At 58.0% G+C, this 16,707-nt stretch carries 11 protein-coding genes and 4 pseudogenes; 7 read left to right on the top strand and 8 right to left on the bottom strand.

Annotation, left to right across the window (positions count from 1 at the left end; all coding sequences use genetic code 11):
* The first annotated feature begins 181 nt into the window (after nucleotides 1–181).
* Nucleotides 182–1,237 carry an MFS transporter gene (locus QJT78_RS41765; RefSeq protein ID WP_244433293.1) on the top strand — a complete coding sequence of 352 codons (1,056 nt, stop codon included), beginning with the start codon at nucleotides 182–184 and terminating at the stop codon, nucleotides 1,235–1,237.
* 593 nt (nucleotides 1,238–1,830) lie between these two features.
* Nucleotides 1,831–2,025 (top strand): annotated as a pseudogene (locus QJT78_RS41760) (IS5/IS1182 family transposase); the annotation flags it as partial.
* A gap of 376 nt (nucleotides 2,026–2,401) precedes the next feature.
* Here QJT78_RS41760 and QJT78_RS41755 read toward each other — a convergent pair.
* The 3 genes from QJT78_RS41755 to QJT78_RS41745 form a co-directional block, all read right to left on the bottom strand.
* Nucleotides 2,402–2,608, bottom strand: a complete 207-nt coding sequence (locus QJT78_RS41755) for a cold-shock protein (protein WP_018645234.1) — start codon at nucleotides 2,606–2,608, stop codon at nucleotides 2,402–2,404.
* A gap of 741 nt (nucleotides 2,609–3,349) precedes the next feature.
* Nucleotides 3,350–4,840 (bottom strand): prolyl oligopeptidase family serine peptidase, encoded by a 1,491-nt coding sequence (locus QJT78_RS41750; RefSeq protein WP_281460567.1) that lies wholly within the window; start codon nucleotides 4,838–4,840, stop codon nucleotides 3,350–3,352.
* A complete protein-coding gene (locus QJT78_RS41745; protein WP_281460566.1) occupies nucleotides 4,837–5,385 on the bottom strand; it encodes a hypothetical protein in 549 nt (182 codons plus the stop codon). The genes QJT78_RS41750 and QJT78_RS41745 overlap by 4 nt, the downstream gene beginning before the upstream one ends.
* 258 nt (nucleotides 5,386–5,643) lie before the next feature.
* On the opposite strand from QJT78_RS41745, the gene QJT78_RS41740 reads away from it, so the two are divergent.
* Nucleotides 5,644–6,030 carry a helix-turn-helix domain-containing protein gene (locus tag QJT78_RS41740; RefSeq protein ID WP_240537804.1) on the top strand — a complete coding sequence of 129 codons (387 nt, stop codon included), beginning with the start codon at nucleotides 5,644–5,646 and terminating at the stop codon, nucleotides 6,028–6,030.
* An 801-nt stretch (nucleotides 6,031–6,831) separates the two neighbouring features.
* On the opposite strand, the gene QJT78_RS41735 is transcribed toward QJT78_RS41740, so the two are convergent.
* Nucleotides 6,832–7,044 (bottom strand): helix-turn-helix transcriptional regulator, encoded by a 213-nt coding sequence (locus QJT78_RS41735; RefSeq protein WP_028153753.1) that lies wholly within the window; start codon nucleotides 7,042–7,044, stop codon nucleotides 6,832–6,834.
* Nucleotides 7,045–7,637: 593 nt separating this feature from the next.
* Here QJT78_RS41735 and QJT78_RS41730 point away from each other — a divergent pair.
* From QJT78_RS41730 to QJT78_RS41720, 3 genes and pseudogenes are all read left to right on the top strand, one after another.
* Nucleotides 7,638–8,433: pseudogene (locus tag QJT78_RS41730) on the top strand (isocitrate lyase/phosphoenolpyruvate mutase family protein).
* A 141-nt stretch (nucleotides 8,434–8,574) separates the two neighbouring features.
* On the top strand, nucleotides 8,575–9,369 hold the full coding sequence (locus QJT78_RS41725) for a phosphocholine cytidylyltransferase family protein (RefSeq protein WP_028154438.1): 795 nt from the start codon (nucleotides 8,575–8,577) through the stop codon (nucleotides 9,367–9,369).
* 366 nt (nucleotides 9,370–9,735) lie between these two features.
* Nucleotides 9,736–10,359 carry a CDP-alcohol phosphatidyltransferase family protein gene (locus QJT78_RS41720; protein ID WP_028154439.1) on the top strand — a complete coding sequence of 208 codons (624 nt, stop codon included), beginning with the start codon at nucleotides 9,736–9,738 and terminating at the stop codon, nucleotides 10,357–10,359.
* A 402-nt stretch (nucleotides 10,360–10,761) separates the two neighbouring features.
* Here the strand turns inward: QJT78_RS41720 and QJT78_RS41715 are convergent.
* Together QJT78_RS41715 and QJT78_RS41710 are read right to left on the bottom strand one after the other, a co-directional pair.
* Nucleotides 10,762–11,118, bottom strand: a pseudogene (locus tag QJT78_RS41715) (asparagine synthase-related protein); the annotation flags it as partial.
* 1,143 nt (nucleotides 11,119–12,261) lie between these two features.
* Nucleotides 12,262–13,157 (bottom strand): annotated as a pseudogene (locus tag QJT78_RS41710) (IS630 family transposase).
* Between the two features lie 737 nt (nucleotides 13,158–13,894).
* Between QJT78_RS41710 and QJT78_RS41705 the strand changes: the two are divergent.
* Nucleotides 13,895–14,209: a GNAT family N-acetyltransferase gene (locus tag QJT78_RS41705; protein ID WP_281460565.1), complete on the top strand. Its 315-nt coding sequence runs from the start codon at nucleotides 13,895–13,897 to the stop codon at nucleotides 14,207–14,209.
* Between the two features lie 551 nt (nucleotides 14,210–14,760).
* On the opposite strand, the gene QJT78_RS41700 is transcribed toward QJT78_RS41705, so the two are convergent.
* Together QJT78_RS41700 and QJT78_RS41695 are read right to left on the bottom strand one after the other, a co-directional pair.
* Nucleotides 14,761–15,639, bottom strand: coding sequence for a lysine 2,3-aminomutase (locus QJT78_RS41700; RefSeq protein WP_244433292.1), 879 nt, complete (start codon nucleotides 15,637–15,639; stop codon nucleotides 14,761–14,763).
* Between the two features lie 12 nt (nucleotides 15,640–15,651).
* Complete coding sequence (locus QJT78_RS41695; protein WP_244433291.1) at nucleotides 15,652–15,855, bottom strand: hypothetical protein; 204 nt, start codon at nucleotides 15,853–15,855, stop codon at nucleotides 15,652–15,654.
* Nucleotides 15,856–16,707: the final 852 nt, after the last annotated feature.

Here is a 16,707-nt window from a genome sequence, read left to right as displayed (position 1 = left end):
TGAAGCTCTTGCCCGGGAAACAAACTCAAACTAACAGTCCCTTGTCCTGCCTCGCGGGTGGAGGAATTTGACTGACCACACCCGGAGGAATTTGAAGTGACCCGCGGGGGCGCCGTCTCCGCAACCCTGACCAGCTCCGACAGCGCGAGCGCTACCGTCGTGCCGTCGGAAAGTTTAAAAGGTGATTGACAACAATCCGGAATTAAAGGGCCGAATGACAGTCTTCGCGCCGCTGAATGCCTGGATGTTCAAGGCCATGAGCGGCCATAATGTTCAGATTCTGTCCGTTTCGATCTTCATCATCGGTAACCTGATCTGCGCGATCGCTCCGAACTTCCTCACCCTTGCTGCAGGCCGCGTCATTTCGGCCTACGGCGCGGCGATGTTCACCCCGTCGGCTACCGCGCTGGCCGTGGAACTCCTGCCGCCAGCCCGCAAAGGGTTCGCGTTGTCTCTCATCTTTGGCGGCATGACTGTTTCACAGGTTGCCGGCGTTCCTGCCACAAGCTGGATCGCGGATGCTATCGGCTGGCGCTTCTCATTCGGTTTCGTCGTCATTGCCGGGCTTCTCGCATTGATAATCTTCGCTCCGATGATGTCCGGAATAGCTACCAAGGCGCCGGAGCGCGGAAACAGCCCGATCTCAAAAGGCCTCTCCAAGGCCACCTACGGTATCCTTTCCGTGACGTTATTCGTCGTCGTTTCCGAGTTCATCGTTTACTCCTATGTGAGCGTATTCATCATCGGTTCTCTGCTTGCCGGGGTGCCGCTGCTCTCAGCCGCACTCTTTGCCTACGGCTTCGGAGCCGTGACGGGAAACGTTGCGTGCGGCGTTCTGACTGACCGTTTTGGCCCGTATAAAGTTCTCATTGCGGTTGTAGGCGCGCAACTCATCCTGCTCGTAGGTTTGGTTGCGTTCAGACAGCATGGTGCCCTCACCGTGCTCATCGCCTTCTTTTGGGGTAACGTGAGCTACATGTATCTCGTCCCGATCCAGCACCGTCTTCTCGGTCTGGCCGGAGATAGGTCGAAGCTGGTACTGGCGATGAACAGCTCGACCACCTTCGCGGGGATCGCCATTAGCGCTTTTCTCGGCGGCATCCTTGTCGAGACTAGCGGCGTCCCGTCTCTGGCTGCGGCATCGATCCTGATTGGTCTCATCGGCATCGGGCTGGCTGTTGCCTTCATGCGTGACGCAGCACCTGCAGAAACCGCGACTGCAGCATGTCCGAGATGATATCGCTCAACGATCGAGTTATTGCAGTCCCACAATTAAGAACGAAGCCTCAAACGGCATTTCCGCAGCGTGCTATGCATTTGGATCGAAGCCGCACGCGTTCCGCCTCGTACGAAACAACTAAGGGGCCGCCCTGGCGCCTTCAAGGCGATGCTGGCTCGCTTGAACCAATTGGAGGCGGAGATGGACGCCTTGAAGGGACAACGGGTCTCGACCCGGCACATATGGCGGCGGGCGGCGCGTCCGTGTCGCTCGGCTACGAGGGTGGCGTACGGTGGCGCGCGGGTTCATCCGAGGATGAGGAGCCCCATTTCCAGCCACGAGAGGCCGAGCCGGAGGCGTCCAAGGGCGGGCTCGGCAGGGCCACGCGACAAGCTGGTGGAGCAACTGGCCGCGCAGCGGTGACTTTGGCGCTTACTCCAATCTGTCTATCGAAGTGGATGGTTTGACCAATCCCAATACAATTCACGCGCGTAACGTTCATCCTCGAAAGTCTTTGTGCGAGGTACGCCTCTAGCAGGCAGTTGAAAAACGTGCTCGCCGCCGACCAGCGACCGTGATTCATTGGCTCCGACGAGATTCGGAAATGATGCGTGCGCGGCGGCGACAATCGAACGGGCGAGCTGTTCAGCTACGTCGATCTCGAGGCTCGGGTGCGGCGTGACCATCCGCTGCAAGCGATCCGGACGATCGTGAACGAGGCGCTGTCGACGCTGGAGCGCGAGTTTGCCGCGCTCTATTCGCCGACTGGGCGGCCGTCGATCCCGCCGGAGAAGCTGCTGCGGGCGTGCTGTTGCCTCAGCGCAGCCGGCCAGTATGGTCCATAACGGACGAACCCGGTTGTGCGAGCACCTTCATGAGCTGGACAGGGGAGCACCGGCCCGGCGGCGTGCACTTCCCCGGCGCGTTGGTCACGAGCGTACGGTTCGGGGCGCAGGAATATCTTGCCACGCCCACACTGCGATCCGCTCGCAACTCTTGTAACTCTGACGGCAGTGATCGGTGGACGGCCTCGGGAGATCAACGCTGTCATGCGGTTTGCGAGACAGCTCATGACTGGAAGAGACCGTCGAAAAGCCAAACGCACGGCGCGCCCCGACAAGGCATCGCCGGACAGGTGCGAGAACACGCTTTGCAGAGAGCGGTTTCCGGAGGCGAGTCGGATCAGCCAACCCGAAGATCCTCAGCTGACATCTTGCCCGAACGCCCGGCCTTGAGCTGATAACTTACCCGAGCCCCCTCTTCGAGAGTGGTGTAACCGGCCCTTTCGACGGCACCGATGTGCACGAAGACATCGGGACCTCCGTCCTCAGGCCTGATGAACCCATAACCTTTGGTCGAGTTGAACCACTTCACAATACCCATTGCCACGGCGGCATCTCCATAGTGAACCGTTGTGATCTAGCGAAGAGTCTGCCGGCCATCAAGATGGTCGGCAAGACGCCAGCGTCGCTGCGCTGGTCACATGCTCGTTTTTTTATCGCATGGTCTATCTGCGGCCGCATTGTGCAAACGACAGAAAGCGCCGTGACGTCGACCACACTTCGATTCAAGGCTTCAGGATCCGGATGACGTTTTGACCTTCGCTTCACTCGTCGCGCGCTAGCGGCTTACAGAAGAGTTGCAGAGCCTCGAACACGCCGCGCTCATCCGGAGCCGAGCTAAAGCGAATGGGATTGATCGTCGTTGAACGACAGGGCGGCCGTGAACTCCTTCGCGCAGCCTGGGATCAGGATAATCAATCCGCGCCATGCCTGCATTGAGCTACGTGACATGCTTTCTCAAGCACGAAGACAGTCCCAGAGCTGCGCTTTAGCTGTTCGCGTTTAGATATTAGCCGCACGCCGGCCATGTCGGACGAACAGGGGTCTGCGAGACAATCCTCAAGGAAGCGCATCTGGCAACTTACCGCCCGCTCGTCATGTTGTGGTTGAACGCCAGGAAACCCGCTCGCCAGCGGTGGAGGCTGTTCAAACCGGTAACTTGCGCATCTGACGACCTTCATCGCGTCTGCCGGCGGCTCATCAGCTCTCTCGCCTTGGGTTCGATGAATTCAGCTGAGCACCGTGAATACGTTGAGATAACCAATGGTCTCAGCCCGCTGACCGAATTTTACTCAGAACAAAGCCGCCTCGATGCATAGGTGTATTCAAGGGCCAGTTGACGCGCATATTCCCTGAGGTTGGCGGCGGCGCTGTGCCCCCCGTCGATGTTCTCGTAATAGAAGTAAGGCTGGCCCAGCGCGGCGAGCTTCGCGGCAGCTTTGCGGCCGTGCGCTGGATGCACGCGGTCGTCTTTGGTGGAGGTAAGAATTAGGGGAGCGGGATAAGTCTTGCCCGCCATCAGCTTCTGGTAGGGCGAGTAGCCTTCGATCCACGCACGCTGCTCGGCAATGGCAGGGTCACCGTACTCGCCGATCCAGGAGGCGCCTGCGCCCAGTTTGGTGTATCGAAGCATGTCAAACAGCGGCACCTTGATGATGGCCGCGTTGAAGAGTTCGGGACGTTGGGTGATTGCGGCGCCAACGAGCAGGCCGCCCTGGCTGCCGCCAATGATTCCGAGCCGGCTCGGACTTGTGATCTTCCGGCGGATCAGGTCCTCGGCAACGGCAATGAAATCATCCCATGTCGTCTGCTTCGTTGCCGTCTGGGCCGCTTGATGCCATTGTGGGCCAAACTCGCCGCCCCCACGCAGGTTCGCCACGACATAGGCATTGCCCTGTTCGAGCCAGAGCCGTCCCACCGGTCCCAGATAAGAGGGCAGAAGCGAAGCCTGGAAACCGCCATAGCCATAAAGAAGTGTCGGGATCGTCCCGTCAAATCTTGCGTTCTTCGGCCGCACCAGAAAATAGGGAATTGACGTGCCATCACGCGAAGTGGCTTCGAGCTGCTCCACGATATGATTGGACGCATCGAAGGCAGCCGGTGTCGTCTTCAACTCCTCAAGGCTTTTGCTTTCGACATCAAAATACCAGACTGAGGTTGGTCTGAGATAGCTCGAGACCGCGAACATGGCTCGGTCCGTTTCATCGGAGGTGGCTAACAGGCTGACATTTGCATGTTCCGGCAGCGGGATGGGCGCCGCGGACCAAGCTCCGTGATCGTACTTATAAGCGAACGCTCTGCTCTGAACGTTCTCAAGGATCGTCAGGATCAACAAATTCTTTGTGGCGCCTAACCCGCTCAGGGCCTGGCGGGGCCCAGGTTGGAAGACGAGCGAGGCTTTGGCACGCATCGGATCCTGTTTCCATTCGGCCAGATCATACGAAATCAGCGATCCGGCGGCGAAGCTGATATCGCCTGGCGGCCTCCAATCTTCATCAAGCCTTACAAGCAGGTGACCACCCACTAGACCGATCATCGCGGCCTTCTTCGGCAGATTGAGCTTGACGGGCCTATTGGGGCGGAAGACCACATACTCGGACTCGAAAGAGCTGATTGCGCGGATCGCGCCGGTCTCATGAATGTTGCCCTCGCTGTCACGAAGCACGAAGGGGGACATCGAAACGTCGGTGGGCTCGCCACGAAAGATCTCGCGAGCCTCACTGAGCGCCTGAGCGCGTTTGAGCTCCTTCACCACAAAGGGGTAGCCGGCTTGCGTCAAAGTCCCCTCGCCCCAGTCACGTGCAACAAGAGTGTGTCACGATCGACCCAGCTGACGTGCTGCTTGCCCTCTGGGAGATAAAAGCCATCCGCAACGAAGGTCTTGGCGTCGCAGTCGAATTCTCGTATGGACGCGGCATCCTTGCCGCCATCGGAAAAACTAATCAGGCAGAGGCGCTCTTCAGGCGGAAGGCAGCTGCTACCTTGAAAGATCCAATTCCTGTTCTCGGCGACCGCCAAGGCGTCCACGTCGAGAATGGTTTCCCACTGTGGGTCTTGGCTACGATAGCTCTCAAGCGTGGTGCGCCGCCAGATGCCGCGCAGGTGGTTCTCGTCTCGCCAGAAATTCTCCAAAGCTCGCCGTTCCAACGAAACGTATGCGATCCTATCCTTGGCCTGCAGGATGGAGAGCGCCTGTTCGTAGAAGTGCCGATAGCGAAGATCTGACTGGAGCACCCCGAGCGTCTTCTCGTTCTCGGCGCGGGCCCAAGCCACTGCGTCTGGCCCTTCGATCTCCTCGAGCCAAAGGAATGGGTCATCAGTCACCGTTCCGTTCGCTCCTGTGAAAGCCCCGTGGAAGTGAAGCGGGATTCGAAAGCAGCGTAGCGGACAAGAGTGATGTTTTCATGGACTTGCTCCGGCTGAGGTCCAGCGGCCACGCTCGCGGGCCCTGGCGCGTCAAGCAGACGCGGCGGAAAGCACGGAAGCGCATGACACAGCGCCGCTTGCGCTATGTCGCGGACCATCCACTGCAAGCTGCGTGCCGGCTAAAGAGCCACAAGCCTCAAGGATCTTCGTCGGATCATGAAAGTGCATCCCGAGATTAGAGACCATCTGTTCGAGTACGTGCAAGCGCTGACATTTCAGTGCGTCCAGACAGGATTGTGCGGGGTACGGCACCATCGTGAACAGCGCCTCGCGAGCTGGATTTGCCTTGCTGGTGATGACTCCCGCGTGCTGCCAGTCACCCACGATTACCTGTCCTCGGTGCTGGGACTGCGCCGCGCGGGGGTGACCGAAACATTGATCCGCTTCGAGGAGCAAGCCCTGATTCGCAAGATGCGAGGCGTCTTGCAGATCGATGAACACAAATTACTCGAAAATAAAGCGTACCGTTGCTACAAGTTCGTCTCAGCTGCCTATGCTCCCTCCTTATCAGTCCGCGCTCTCGGTGAAGAACAGACGAGCTAGCAACTCGCCACTGGCGTTCTGCGTCCTTCGGGTGCTTGTGACCGCGAACTTGAGACAATTCGCCCCGAGAAGGTCACCCCGTCACCAATCAATCGCTCCCCTTGCGCCGTGTAGCGGGCGGTGGGTGACCGGTCGTCGGCGATACCTGACTGGTCAGCTGGCGGTTGTCGCAACGCTGACGCGTCGTCGTTCAGCCGCGCGATGCGTCCGGCCATTAGCGGGCGGCCGGACGATGAAACGCAATTCAAGGTTGAGCATCAACGCAAGATCCTGCTGCCTTGGCCCAACGAGTTCGGTTGCCGACCAGCCGAGGCCTGTCGTATCTTGTATATTGATCATGACATTTTCCACGGCGCAGCCCGCCAGCCGACTTCGTCAATTGGGTGCCCGGCGCGTGGATAGTGTCCCTTCCGAAGATTCCTGGCAGCCAAGACAAGGCCCGGCGAGTCATCTCACGCTCAGAATTCTGATTGTCGCCTACGCCAGCGCGACCCGCAGCGATACGTTCCATTGATGTCACCGACCAATTCTCGCAATTGATCACAACGTTGACACTGCGCTCCGACCGGCAGTCACGTTTTCAAGAGCGTTATGCGTCGATTATCTCACCTCGCCTAGTGGTCCGCGGCGCCCGCAGTGACGATCGGCGACCGAATAAAAGCACGCCCCTATTCATAGTAACAGCGCCTGTATGGCTATACAGCTGCGGTCGCGTAATTCGCTTCGCATTGCGCTGGAGCAACCCACAGTCGCCCCTTACATTTCGCTAGATCTGCATCAGCGGCAGCGGAATGGCGGCCGTTACTCAATAAGACGCAACCGCCGCGCCTTGACGACGCACTGGGTACGGCTGGTCGTTTCCAGCTTTCGCATTGCATTTTTGACATGAAAGTTGACGGTGTTCTCGCTTACTTTCAAGATGACTCCGATGGCCCAGGATGACTTCCCTTCCTCGACCCATCGCAAGCACTGTCTTTCCCGTGACGACAGACCAACCCCTTGCACATCCGCCATGAGTTTCTCCTGGAGCAGAGAGGACGTGGAACGAGATCAGCAAATGCCATACCAGTCCGTGGCACCTCAAACTCTCGCGGCAGGACAAGATCTTGGGAGATTGCCGGTTCACTTCTCCGGAGACTGCCACCCAACTGCAGCCCTATCGACGGATTGCGACATATGTCGAAAACGCAACAGCAGCAACTACGACAACCGTAGCAGTCCATATTTGCTCAACATCTGTGTGAGCTGGATATCACCTTTTGGCCAGGCGCCCTCCCGCAAGGGGTGAATGCTCTGTGAAGGGCCCTAGCACCCGGCTTGCGAGCCGAGATCCTTCATTTGCACCAAAGCTTTCCTTTCCAACGTGTCGGCTCGGATCCACCTATCACAACAGCCCCGGGTTAGGCGCCCATCCTATGGCGATCATGCAAGCTTTTACGTGCGAATCAACTACCAACGCTGGTCATTGATCGGCATCACAACAAAAAGTATGAGCAGTGCAGCTTGCGCCAATCGAAGGCCGGCCTCAGGACTTCTGTATGAAGTATCAACCACAATCCGCTCGGCCCAACGCAGGTCATCAATGCACTCCGCCGCCGCCTGTCGAAATGCTTCGTGCCCAGGTCTGCTCGAATGGCGAGCTCTCGTTTCTGATGGAGGCGCATGACGGCCTGTCCGCGACAATCGCCCAGCGCTCAGGATTCAAGGGGCTCTGGGCGTCCGGTCTGTCCATTGCGTGTTCTCTAGGTTACCGCGACGCGAACGAAGCATCGTGGAGCCAGCTTGTCGACGCCGTTGAGCGGATCGTGGATTCAAGCCAACTTCCTGTCCTGGTTGACGGCGACGGCGGCTTCGGGAACTTCGACAATGCCCGCCTACTGGCTCGTAAGCTCCGTGAGCGTGCCGCTGCGGGTGTTGCACTGGAAGACAGCTGCTTTCCGAAGATGAACTCCTTTGTCGGCAATCGTCATCCCCTCGCGGAGGTCAATGAGTTCTGTGGCCGCTTGCAGGCAGTAAAGGACACGCTAGCGACGGATCTCGTCCTTGTGGCTCGAATCGAAGCGCTCATCGCCGGCCATGGTATGCACGAAGCACTTTCACGCGCTCACGCGTACAGGGAAGCCGGAGCGGATGCGATCCTCATTCATTCGCGAAGCAGCTCCGCAGACGAAATTCTTTCATTCGCACGCGCCTGGCAGAACAGCCTGCCCGTCGTCATCGTTCAACCATTCCATGCGAGCCGCGGTCAGCGCGATGCGGCAACTCTGCGACCGCCTCTTCGCTGAGGAGAACGCGACAACGATCGAGCCGAATATCGCAGACCTCGAAGAGGTGTTTGACATGCTCCAATACGATGAGCTCGCCAGGGCTGAGAAGCGGTACCTTCAGCCCAATAAGCGATAGCAATGATTTTGTTTGGCCCCATTCACTCTGCTTTGGCCAACAGGGGCTGGACCTTAAGTTGGAATCTCACAGAGGTGATACGCACATCACCTGACGCTTTGCAGCGAAACCGATACGCCTGTTAGTTGGGGCGAACAAACAATGAGTAATACCCCAAGAAAGGCCGTCATTCTCGCAGCTGGTGTCGGCTCGCGCCTGAGACCGCTGACAGATCTGCGTCCAAAGCCTTTGGTCGAAGTCAACGGCACGCCTATCCTCTTCAATGCTCTGCGTAATCTGGACATAGCCGGGGTGAAAGACGTCACTATCGTGGTCGGCTATCGAAAGGACGCCATTCAATACGCGTGCGGTCAGCGCTTTGGCACGCTGGAGATCAATTATCTCGAGACGCCCGCATTCGAGCGTACCGGAAGCGCCTATTCGCTGTGGCTCGCGCGAGACTCACTTCTGTCGGGCGACTGCTATTTGCTCGAAGGGGACGTCTTTTTCGAGGAGGATGTTCTACGCTGCTTGATGGGCGAGGCTCCTGATGCCGCCGCCGTAGCTCCCTTTACCGAAATCATGCAAGGATCCGCCGTTTTTCTGTCGGATAGCGGACTGATTTCCGCGTTCCGGATGAAGCAAACCTCGGCAAGCCGCCCCGCCGACCGTCCGCCCCTCTTTAAAACACTCAATGTGATGCGGTTCGCGGCTTCGACTCTCAGAACCATGATTGTTCCAGCGCTCAACGAGATCATCGGCTCCGGCGCGACGCGGGCCTACACTGAAGAACTGCTCGCCTATCTGATTGAACAGCGCGGACTGCAGCTTGCGGCAGCCCGATGCGATGGTCTTAAGTGGTACGAGATCGACACACCCGTCGATCTGCAGATCGCCGAAACCATCTTCGCGAGCCGGCCGGTATTGCGGCAGCGACCGAGTTTAGACAATAAGTGAGAAATTGCCCGCTTGGACACCGGAGCCGAAGCCAATCGACCTGCAGATCTGATGTCCATGTCGATCAACCAACGGCAAGTATTGCCTGGTCACCACTTTGGCGCTCCGCCGCTGGTGCTCCTTGCTATCCTGGCGGACTCCCTCTCCTTCGATCCGATCAAAGGGCAATAGGTACGAGGCCAGCCCAAGCTCGAGAAAGCGATGGGCCTGGGCAACCAGAACGAGATTTGTTGATTGCGATTGATGAGGAAATGACCTGCTTGCAATCGAAAGGAGAAATCTACGCTCCAGAGGACAGGGGCGGACTAGCGTTGCCGCAGCAAGGCACCTCGTCAAGTGGACATAGAAAACAGCAGGAGCAAAGAGATGATTGAATACCTGGTTGATCGTGCAAATGCAATCACGGCTTGCTCCTATGTCTTCGCAGTCGTCGGCGTCTTCCTAGCCCTGAATGGTAGACCGGAGCTCGGCGCTGCCGCGATGCTTTGGACATGGTTTTTGGATCATTGGGACGGGCACATTGCTCGCAAGACCCGTCATATGCGTCTGCCGGGAATGGCTGAGTTCGGACAAAGCTTCGATGGCTTTGCCGATTTTGTACATGGGGTCTGGTTTCCCGCCGTCATTATCATCCTTGTGGGTGACGGCTCGGGAATCTCGTTTGGTGCCAGCCTCGTGCTCGTCGTGTCGGGTGCGATCAGGCTGAGCTATTTCGAAAATGTCGGCCTAACGGCTGACGCGAAGTTCATCGGAATTCCAGTTTCGTATGGTACGCCCTTATTGGCTGTGATGTTGCTGATTCGGCCACTCATCTGGGCGGAATTGTTCCCGACAGTTCTGGCTCTCGCTTTCACAGCACTTGCTACTCTCTACGTCTCCACCTTTGTGCGGGTTCCAGCGATACAGGGCCGCGCAATTCCAATTGCAACGATCGGAGCGATCGCGCTTTCGGTGGCCCTGGTAGCGATCAGCTTGTCTAGTCCCAGCTAAGCGGGCCGTCCCGTGCCGGCGCAGCTGGCCCCACGACCAATCTGGTGCGGCGGAAAGTAAGGACACTACGAGGAGGCAATTGTCTGGTTGCTGATCCTTCGGTTGATTCGGAACAACGTGATGGCGACATAAGCCGGACGGGACGACGCGCTCCAGCCCACGGATAGCGCACTCAGCCGGTTTACACGTCCAATGTCTGAACATAGGTCGCGAGAATTCACCGGCTCACGATGCATTACCGGCCATTGGCAAGATTGCGAATGGAGTGTTCGACGTCATGGAGCCCGCGCACTGCAAATCACAAGCCATTGTCCCCGGGCGGGCTGTTTTGGTTCCCGCGATCGGTCGTGTGCGCCTGGAAAGCGCCGCACCGCCGGCCGAGCTGTTATCGCCTTCCTCTGGCTATAGTGAGATTGGTCCGATATCCTTCCTCGCATCACCGAGAAAGTCCTCACGGCGGTCGACAAATTGCTGCGCCCAGATTTCCGCGGTTATCGCATTCCAAAGCCAACGAACTTCGACAGGTTGGTAGGGCCGCTTTCCGCGTCTCAGCAGGCGCTCCACATCTGCCAGGTTGACGATCCTAACTCGGGCTCGCCTGCCCGGGGCGAACAGCCGCGAATACAAATCGTCGATCACATCGGCCATGTCGGCGTCATACTGAAACTGTTGAATATACTTCTTTCTGTGCGTGACGACGCGCGGAAGAACGAGCTCCGCAGCCTTGCGGAGAATCGCCTTCACTTGAGTTGGACCAACCTTTTGGCGATCGCGGCTGCGGGGCCCTTACAACAAATGCCACCTATTCGTCCAATACCGCCTTCCTGGTACCGGCCTTGCCCATCCCGCCGAGCCAGACCCGGAAATGTTCGCAGATGGCTGCTTGCAAGACATTGCGCATTTTCGGCGGATCGAAGCCCTACCTGCAGTTCGCTGCTCGACCGAGCTCTTTTAATTGGAACAACGACGAGAAATTGCGAAACTAACGGCCGAACGGCGCAGGAATTCAGCGATTTTTTAAGTCTTTGCGCAGCATCGAGGCCGACACCATCATCTGGAAAACGTCGCGAGCTCACGAGACCGCGGTCCCTAGGGGCGCCCCCTGGGATGTCGTGAGCCGAACCAGCTCCTGATAAGGAGCGGGCAGCGCTGGAGACCAGGCTCCAGGGCGAATCCGCCGGGTTCGCCTCGGCGCTTCGCGTCGCACTGAATGATCGACAGCTGGCGCGTACGAATGGCGGTTAGACACCTGGTCCAGGTTTGACCAAGGAGAAGGTTTCGATCGGGCTTCTGGCAACAGCTGCGTAACGGCGCCCCCCAAGAAGGCGCAGCGCAAGCATCCGATCAACAGCTAAAGAGTGGAAGATCGGCAACCTGTGCGAGGACGTAAAGACAGGGAATGACCTGGCTCTCTGCTTATCGATCTTTGAGAACGCATTGATGAATTGCAGCGGGATCTCGCGGCCGGCACGCGCGAGCGTCAAGAGATTAGATCAGACTACGGGTATCTCAAACGGCCCTGGATCTATGGGCCGATCCGGGCCGTAGGGAGAGAAGCCTACGTTCTACCAAACGGCTGGGCAAGCGGGAGAGGCTCATCCTTGGACCACACCATGCCCGGTCTCTGCTCGCGGTAGCGAAGGCCAGGGTTTAAAAAGGGGCACGCGAGCCGGGGTGGTGGCCGAGGACAGTAAAGTGGGCGCGTCTGCACGGAGCCCTCGGCACCTTCCCTGCTTTCAAATGAAGATAGTTGCAGATGCGCAGCGATGTGCCGCTGTATGGGCCACCATCGGCCAGATCTGTCGAGCCTGCGTCTCGGCCGTTCCTCGCCTCGCCACCGAGTTGCGCGAGCTCCTCAACCGGCACATCCGCGCCAACCGCTATGGCCGCGCCTAGAGCGTTTCACGGTTTAATAGAAGAGTATCCGGCGTTTTCGAAGTAGTTGCTGCATTCGTCGGGCTGGATGGTTGTGACGAGTCCGCCGATATGGCGACAAATGTCGTCAAGGGTGCGCTTCTGGGCGGAGTGCATGCAGTGCTTGATCTTGGCGAAGGTCTGTTCGATTGGATTGAGGTCGGGGGAGTATGGCGGCAGGTACCAGAGCCTGGCGCCGGCGGCTTTGATCGATATCGCCCGGCTGAAGCTGCGGGACGAGAACCTGCTGAACATAGGCGCGGAAGCATTCTCCGTTGATTGGACCGTCGAATAGGCAAGGTGCAGTGAGGCGGTCGCAGCGCAAGGCGCCAAGGAACGTCAACGTCTGCCAATGACCGTGCGGCGCGAAACTCCGCACCCGCTCGCCTTTTTGGCCCCCATCCGCGCAGTGGGGCCATGTTGGTCTTGATCCAGGTCTCGTCGATAAAGACCAGGCGCCGAGGATCGAGCTTGGCCTGCCATGAACGGCAACGCTGGCGTCTACGCGCGATGTCGGAGCGGGCTTGCTCGAGAGCGAGCAGCGTTTTTTTGAACCGCAGCCCTTCGCGGCGTAGAAACAGCCAAACGGCATTGTGGGAGACCTTAACCCCGCGCGCGGCGAGTTCGTCCTTGAGGGCGTGAAGCGTCAAATGCGGCGTCTGGCTGATTTCCTTGATGAAGGCGCGATGCGGCTCGAGGATAGGCTTGCGATGGCCACCCATCTTGCCGGGCGCCACCGAGCCGGTCGCTCGATAACGTTGCGACCACTTCACCACTGACGACACCGCAACCCCAAACCGCACTGCCACCGCGCGGCAGCTCTCACCCTTCGCTACAGCCGCCACCGCACGCTTACGCAGATCGTTGGAAATGGGTCGGACCATCGGATGCTGGCCTCCAGCCCAGCCAGCATCTTGAATCATATTCGCCCCAGTTCCGGAATCCCTTCCGATTCAATAAATCTGTGAACCGCTCTAGGCCTTCCGAAAACCAAGAGCAGGGTAGTGCTCAAGGCCAAGGCGGCCCGGCGCAGCCCTCGCTGCCCCGACGTGCTTTGCGGGGCAACAGCCATGAAATCAACTATCGACCTTGATAGTTTTCGAAGCGCAACCCGCCATATAGTCTCGCTCAGGCGCCGTAGCCTCATGAGAAGACAGTCGGGTGACGAAGAAGCATTCGCAATAGTTACTCTGCTGGCCAGCACTCTTGAGCAAATCTGAAACATGGACCGCTATTCGACTTCGCTGAACCTGACGTCCACCTCGAGAGGCCTTTAAGACACGGGAACGCGACGCAGCGCGGATATTCGCTCCGCTCAAGGGATGCTGTCGCAGCAAGCATGCGGGCAAGGCGACTGGCCGAGGATCAACAAGAGAGTGTAGAACGAGAGCACTGCCAAGCAGCTCCTGCATAGGTTCGCGCCCGTCAGTTCGATCGGCTTGCGTTTTCTCGAATCGCAGCCTCGTCAGAGGCTACGCTGCTATAACACTCTGTACGTAAGGAGAACTCATGCCGGACATCGTCGTAACGGATGTAATTGCCTCTTCCATGGTACAGGCGATCCGAGCGGCGTAATGAGGACTTCGGTGGTGTCATCACCGCCGTGGGCAACAGCCGGCCCATGGCCGTGGTATTACAGGATTCCCAAACCAAGCGCGCTCTCGGCGGTGCGATAGGACTTTCATCGGCAGGACTGCTGTTCCTGGACTCGTTCTTTCTGCCATGGCAATTGCGCGAAAGGGGTTTGGGAAACGCGATCTTGAAGGCATTTGAAGAAGAGGGCCGACAGCGCGGCTGTCGATCGGCCTTCCTTTACGCCGTCAATTTTCCGGATTTCTACACGCGGGACGGATGGAAGGCCTCCGGCCGAACGCCTTGCGACCAGCCCGGAGCATTCCGCGTTTTTATGATCAAGAGCCTGGAAGCGCGCTCGTAGCCTTCTGCCGGAGATCAGATGGATAAACCAGATGATTGCCCAAAAGAGTACCCCAAATCGTAAATTCGGATGGCTATGGTTCGCTGTTGTGACTCACAGCTGCGCGGATGTGGTCGCAAGAAGAGCGAAACAGACGGATGGCGTCTCGGAACCGAACTCCAAAATGAACTGTATGATGCAGGCCTGAAATCGGCATCAAGCCGAACAAGAAATGCACTTGCAAAGCTAGGAATGCGGCCTACTGAGCAGGGCTCGTCCCGACGCCGTACTCTCACTGGAACGCATCCCCAGCGTGGCACCGGTCAATTTGAGCCGTGCCCTAACGATCAAAGGCCGATATCATGTTGTCTCGGGAAGGGCCGGTATTGGGAGCAAATTTCTCCAGCTCGGCCAGACGCCAACCAAGGCCACATGTCGAGACTCTTGCAGTAGTGAGGTGGCGTGCCCTGCACTGCGCGACGCAGTTTCAGCCGGGCTTGGCCGGCTCGGATGGGCGTCGCCGGCGCGCTGCACTCGCTCGAGTCGTAATCAGCATTGAGCACCGTTAGATCTCATTGTTCTGGCAGATCGTCCAACCAGCAGGCAGCCTCGACGTGAGGCCGGGAAAAGATCTGTCCGATCTTCTCGGGAACTTTATTTTGGTGGTATCGCATGTACACGCGGCCATCGTCTGCCAAATCCAGTATTTCGATCTTTCCCGTGTAATGAGACATGATGTATTTGAACGTCTTCTCGATACCACTAAGGCGCTGGTTGACGCCGCGCGCAATCTCTATTCCCCGTCGGAGCGCAACCTGAAAATGGGATGCGCCCTTCACCGGCCTCGCTTGAAAGAGGTAGTAAGGGCGCACTCCGGTATCGTGGCATTTGGCGAACGTTTCTGCGAGGATTTTAGGGTCATCGTTGACCTTCGCGAGAAGTACGGCCTGGTTGAGGAACTGCACGCCTTGCGCTCGCAACGAGCGAACTTTGTGCTCCGCATCGGACGAGATTTCACCCACGTGATCGAAATGGGTGACGATTATCGGAGTTTTGCCTGCCTTGTGAATCCGCTCGAACAGTGTCGGCAGAGCGGAATCTTCAAACCGCCTTGGTTGATAGGCCAGCATTTTTGTGCCAAATCTGATCGAACTCAAATGATTGATAGGCAGCAGGTGGTCAAGGATCCTGTTCAGCTTGGCCGTACTAAGCACGAACGGGTCGCCTCCCGATAGTAGCACGTTGGTCATCTCAGGATGGCGAGTAATATACTGCGCGACCTGATCGAAGTCCGGTGCGATTTCATCGGAAGCCTTGCCCACGATACGCTTGCGAAAACAATAACGGCAATATGAACCGCAGCGTTCCGTCACCAGCAACAGGCCGGTCTGCGGGTACTTGTGCTGCAGTCCCGGAACGACCGTGTTGTCGTGTTCGCCGCTCGTATCCAAGGTGCCTGGGCTCTAGAACTCGTCCAGTGAGGGCTCTACAATGCGCTTCAGCTGATCGTAGTACCTGCCTTTGGCAATCTGCTCGCGATAGAACTTTGTGACATGATAAGGCGTGATGTTGTTGATCTGCAGTTCGCTCTCGCTAACTTCGCGCGTTTCTTCGATGAACTTCAGTACGCGTGCTTTGCAATCCAGCGGATCAGCTATGGTTTCCATTGCAACACCTCGTCCGTCCTGATCAGCGCATTTGATCGGTACGATCTGCTCGTCTACAGTACAGCACCAATAGTAGATCGATACCTACCTGGTGTGGTGAGGGCTACCAAATGCGAGAGTTGAGAGAGGCACTCTCGTACTCGCCGGATAGCGGGGTGCCGGGGATCAGGGCGCAGCGGCGTGCCTAAATCGTTGCCATTAGTCGACCGCGCGAGCATGCCGAAGGTACGCGACAAGCGCGCGCAAGCTTTGCCGCGCGTACAAACCCGATCGCCGCCTGCTGAAGCAAGGTGAACACCAACCCTGATTTCGAAGCGCTTTTTGAAACGCGCTCATCGATGATCAGAGCTCTGTTCTTGCGGGCCTCATATTCATGAGGTTCTTCACTGTGCTAGGCCCCTTTTGGACAGCGCCTCGCAGCCACAGGCTCGACCGCTCCATCTTTTCACTATCCAGCACAGATCCAGAGAACGCGGGCAGCCAGAACGCCTCGCCCCCGGGCGAGATCAAATCGGAAAGGTGGGTGACGTCGTCTCAGAATCGCCGCGCGACTTCATCGGAATCAGCACTGGGTTCCAGATACTGCTTGACCAACATCTGCGCGACGCGGTCCGCGACGACCAGAATGTCAGAGGACGGATGCCGCCGTTGCCTTGGGAATCTACATGCGCCTTACCGCTGGCGCGAAGTAGCTTCCCGACACAAAGCGATTCCGGGGCTTGTAGAGGTTGTTTCCAAGATCCGAGCTATGGCGGAATCTGGGTGATGACGGTGTGAGGAAGGCGGCGTATCGAGGCGGGTGACGAGCCTGCCAGAACCTCTCGAGGAGAGCGATACGCCATGACCGAGACT

Source organism: Bradyrhizobium sp. Mp27 (assembly GCF_029953005.1).
In the GTDB taxonomy this organism is placed as follows: Bacteria; Pseudomonadota; Alphaproteobacteria; order Rhizobiales; family Xanthobacteraceae; genus Bradyrhizobium; species Bradyrhizobium barranii.
This window is presented reverse-complemented; position numbering and strand designations above follow the sequence as displayed.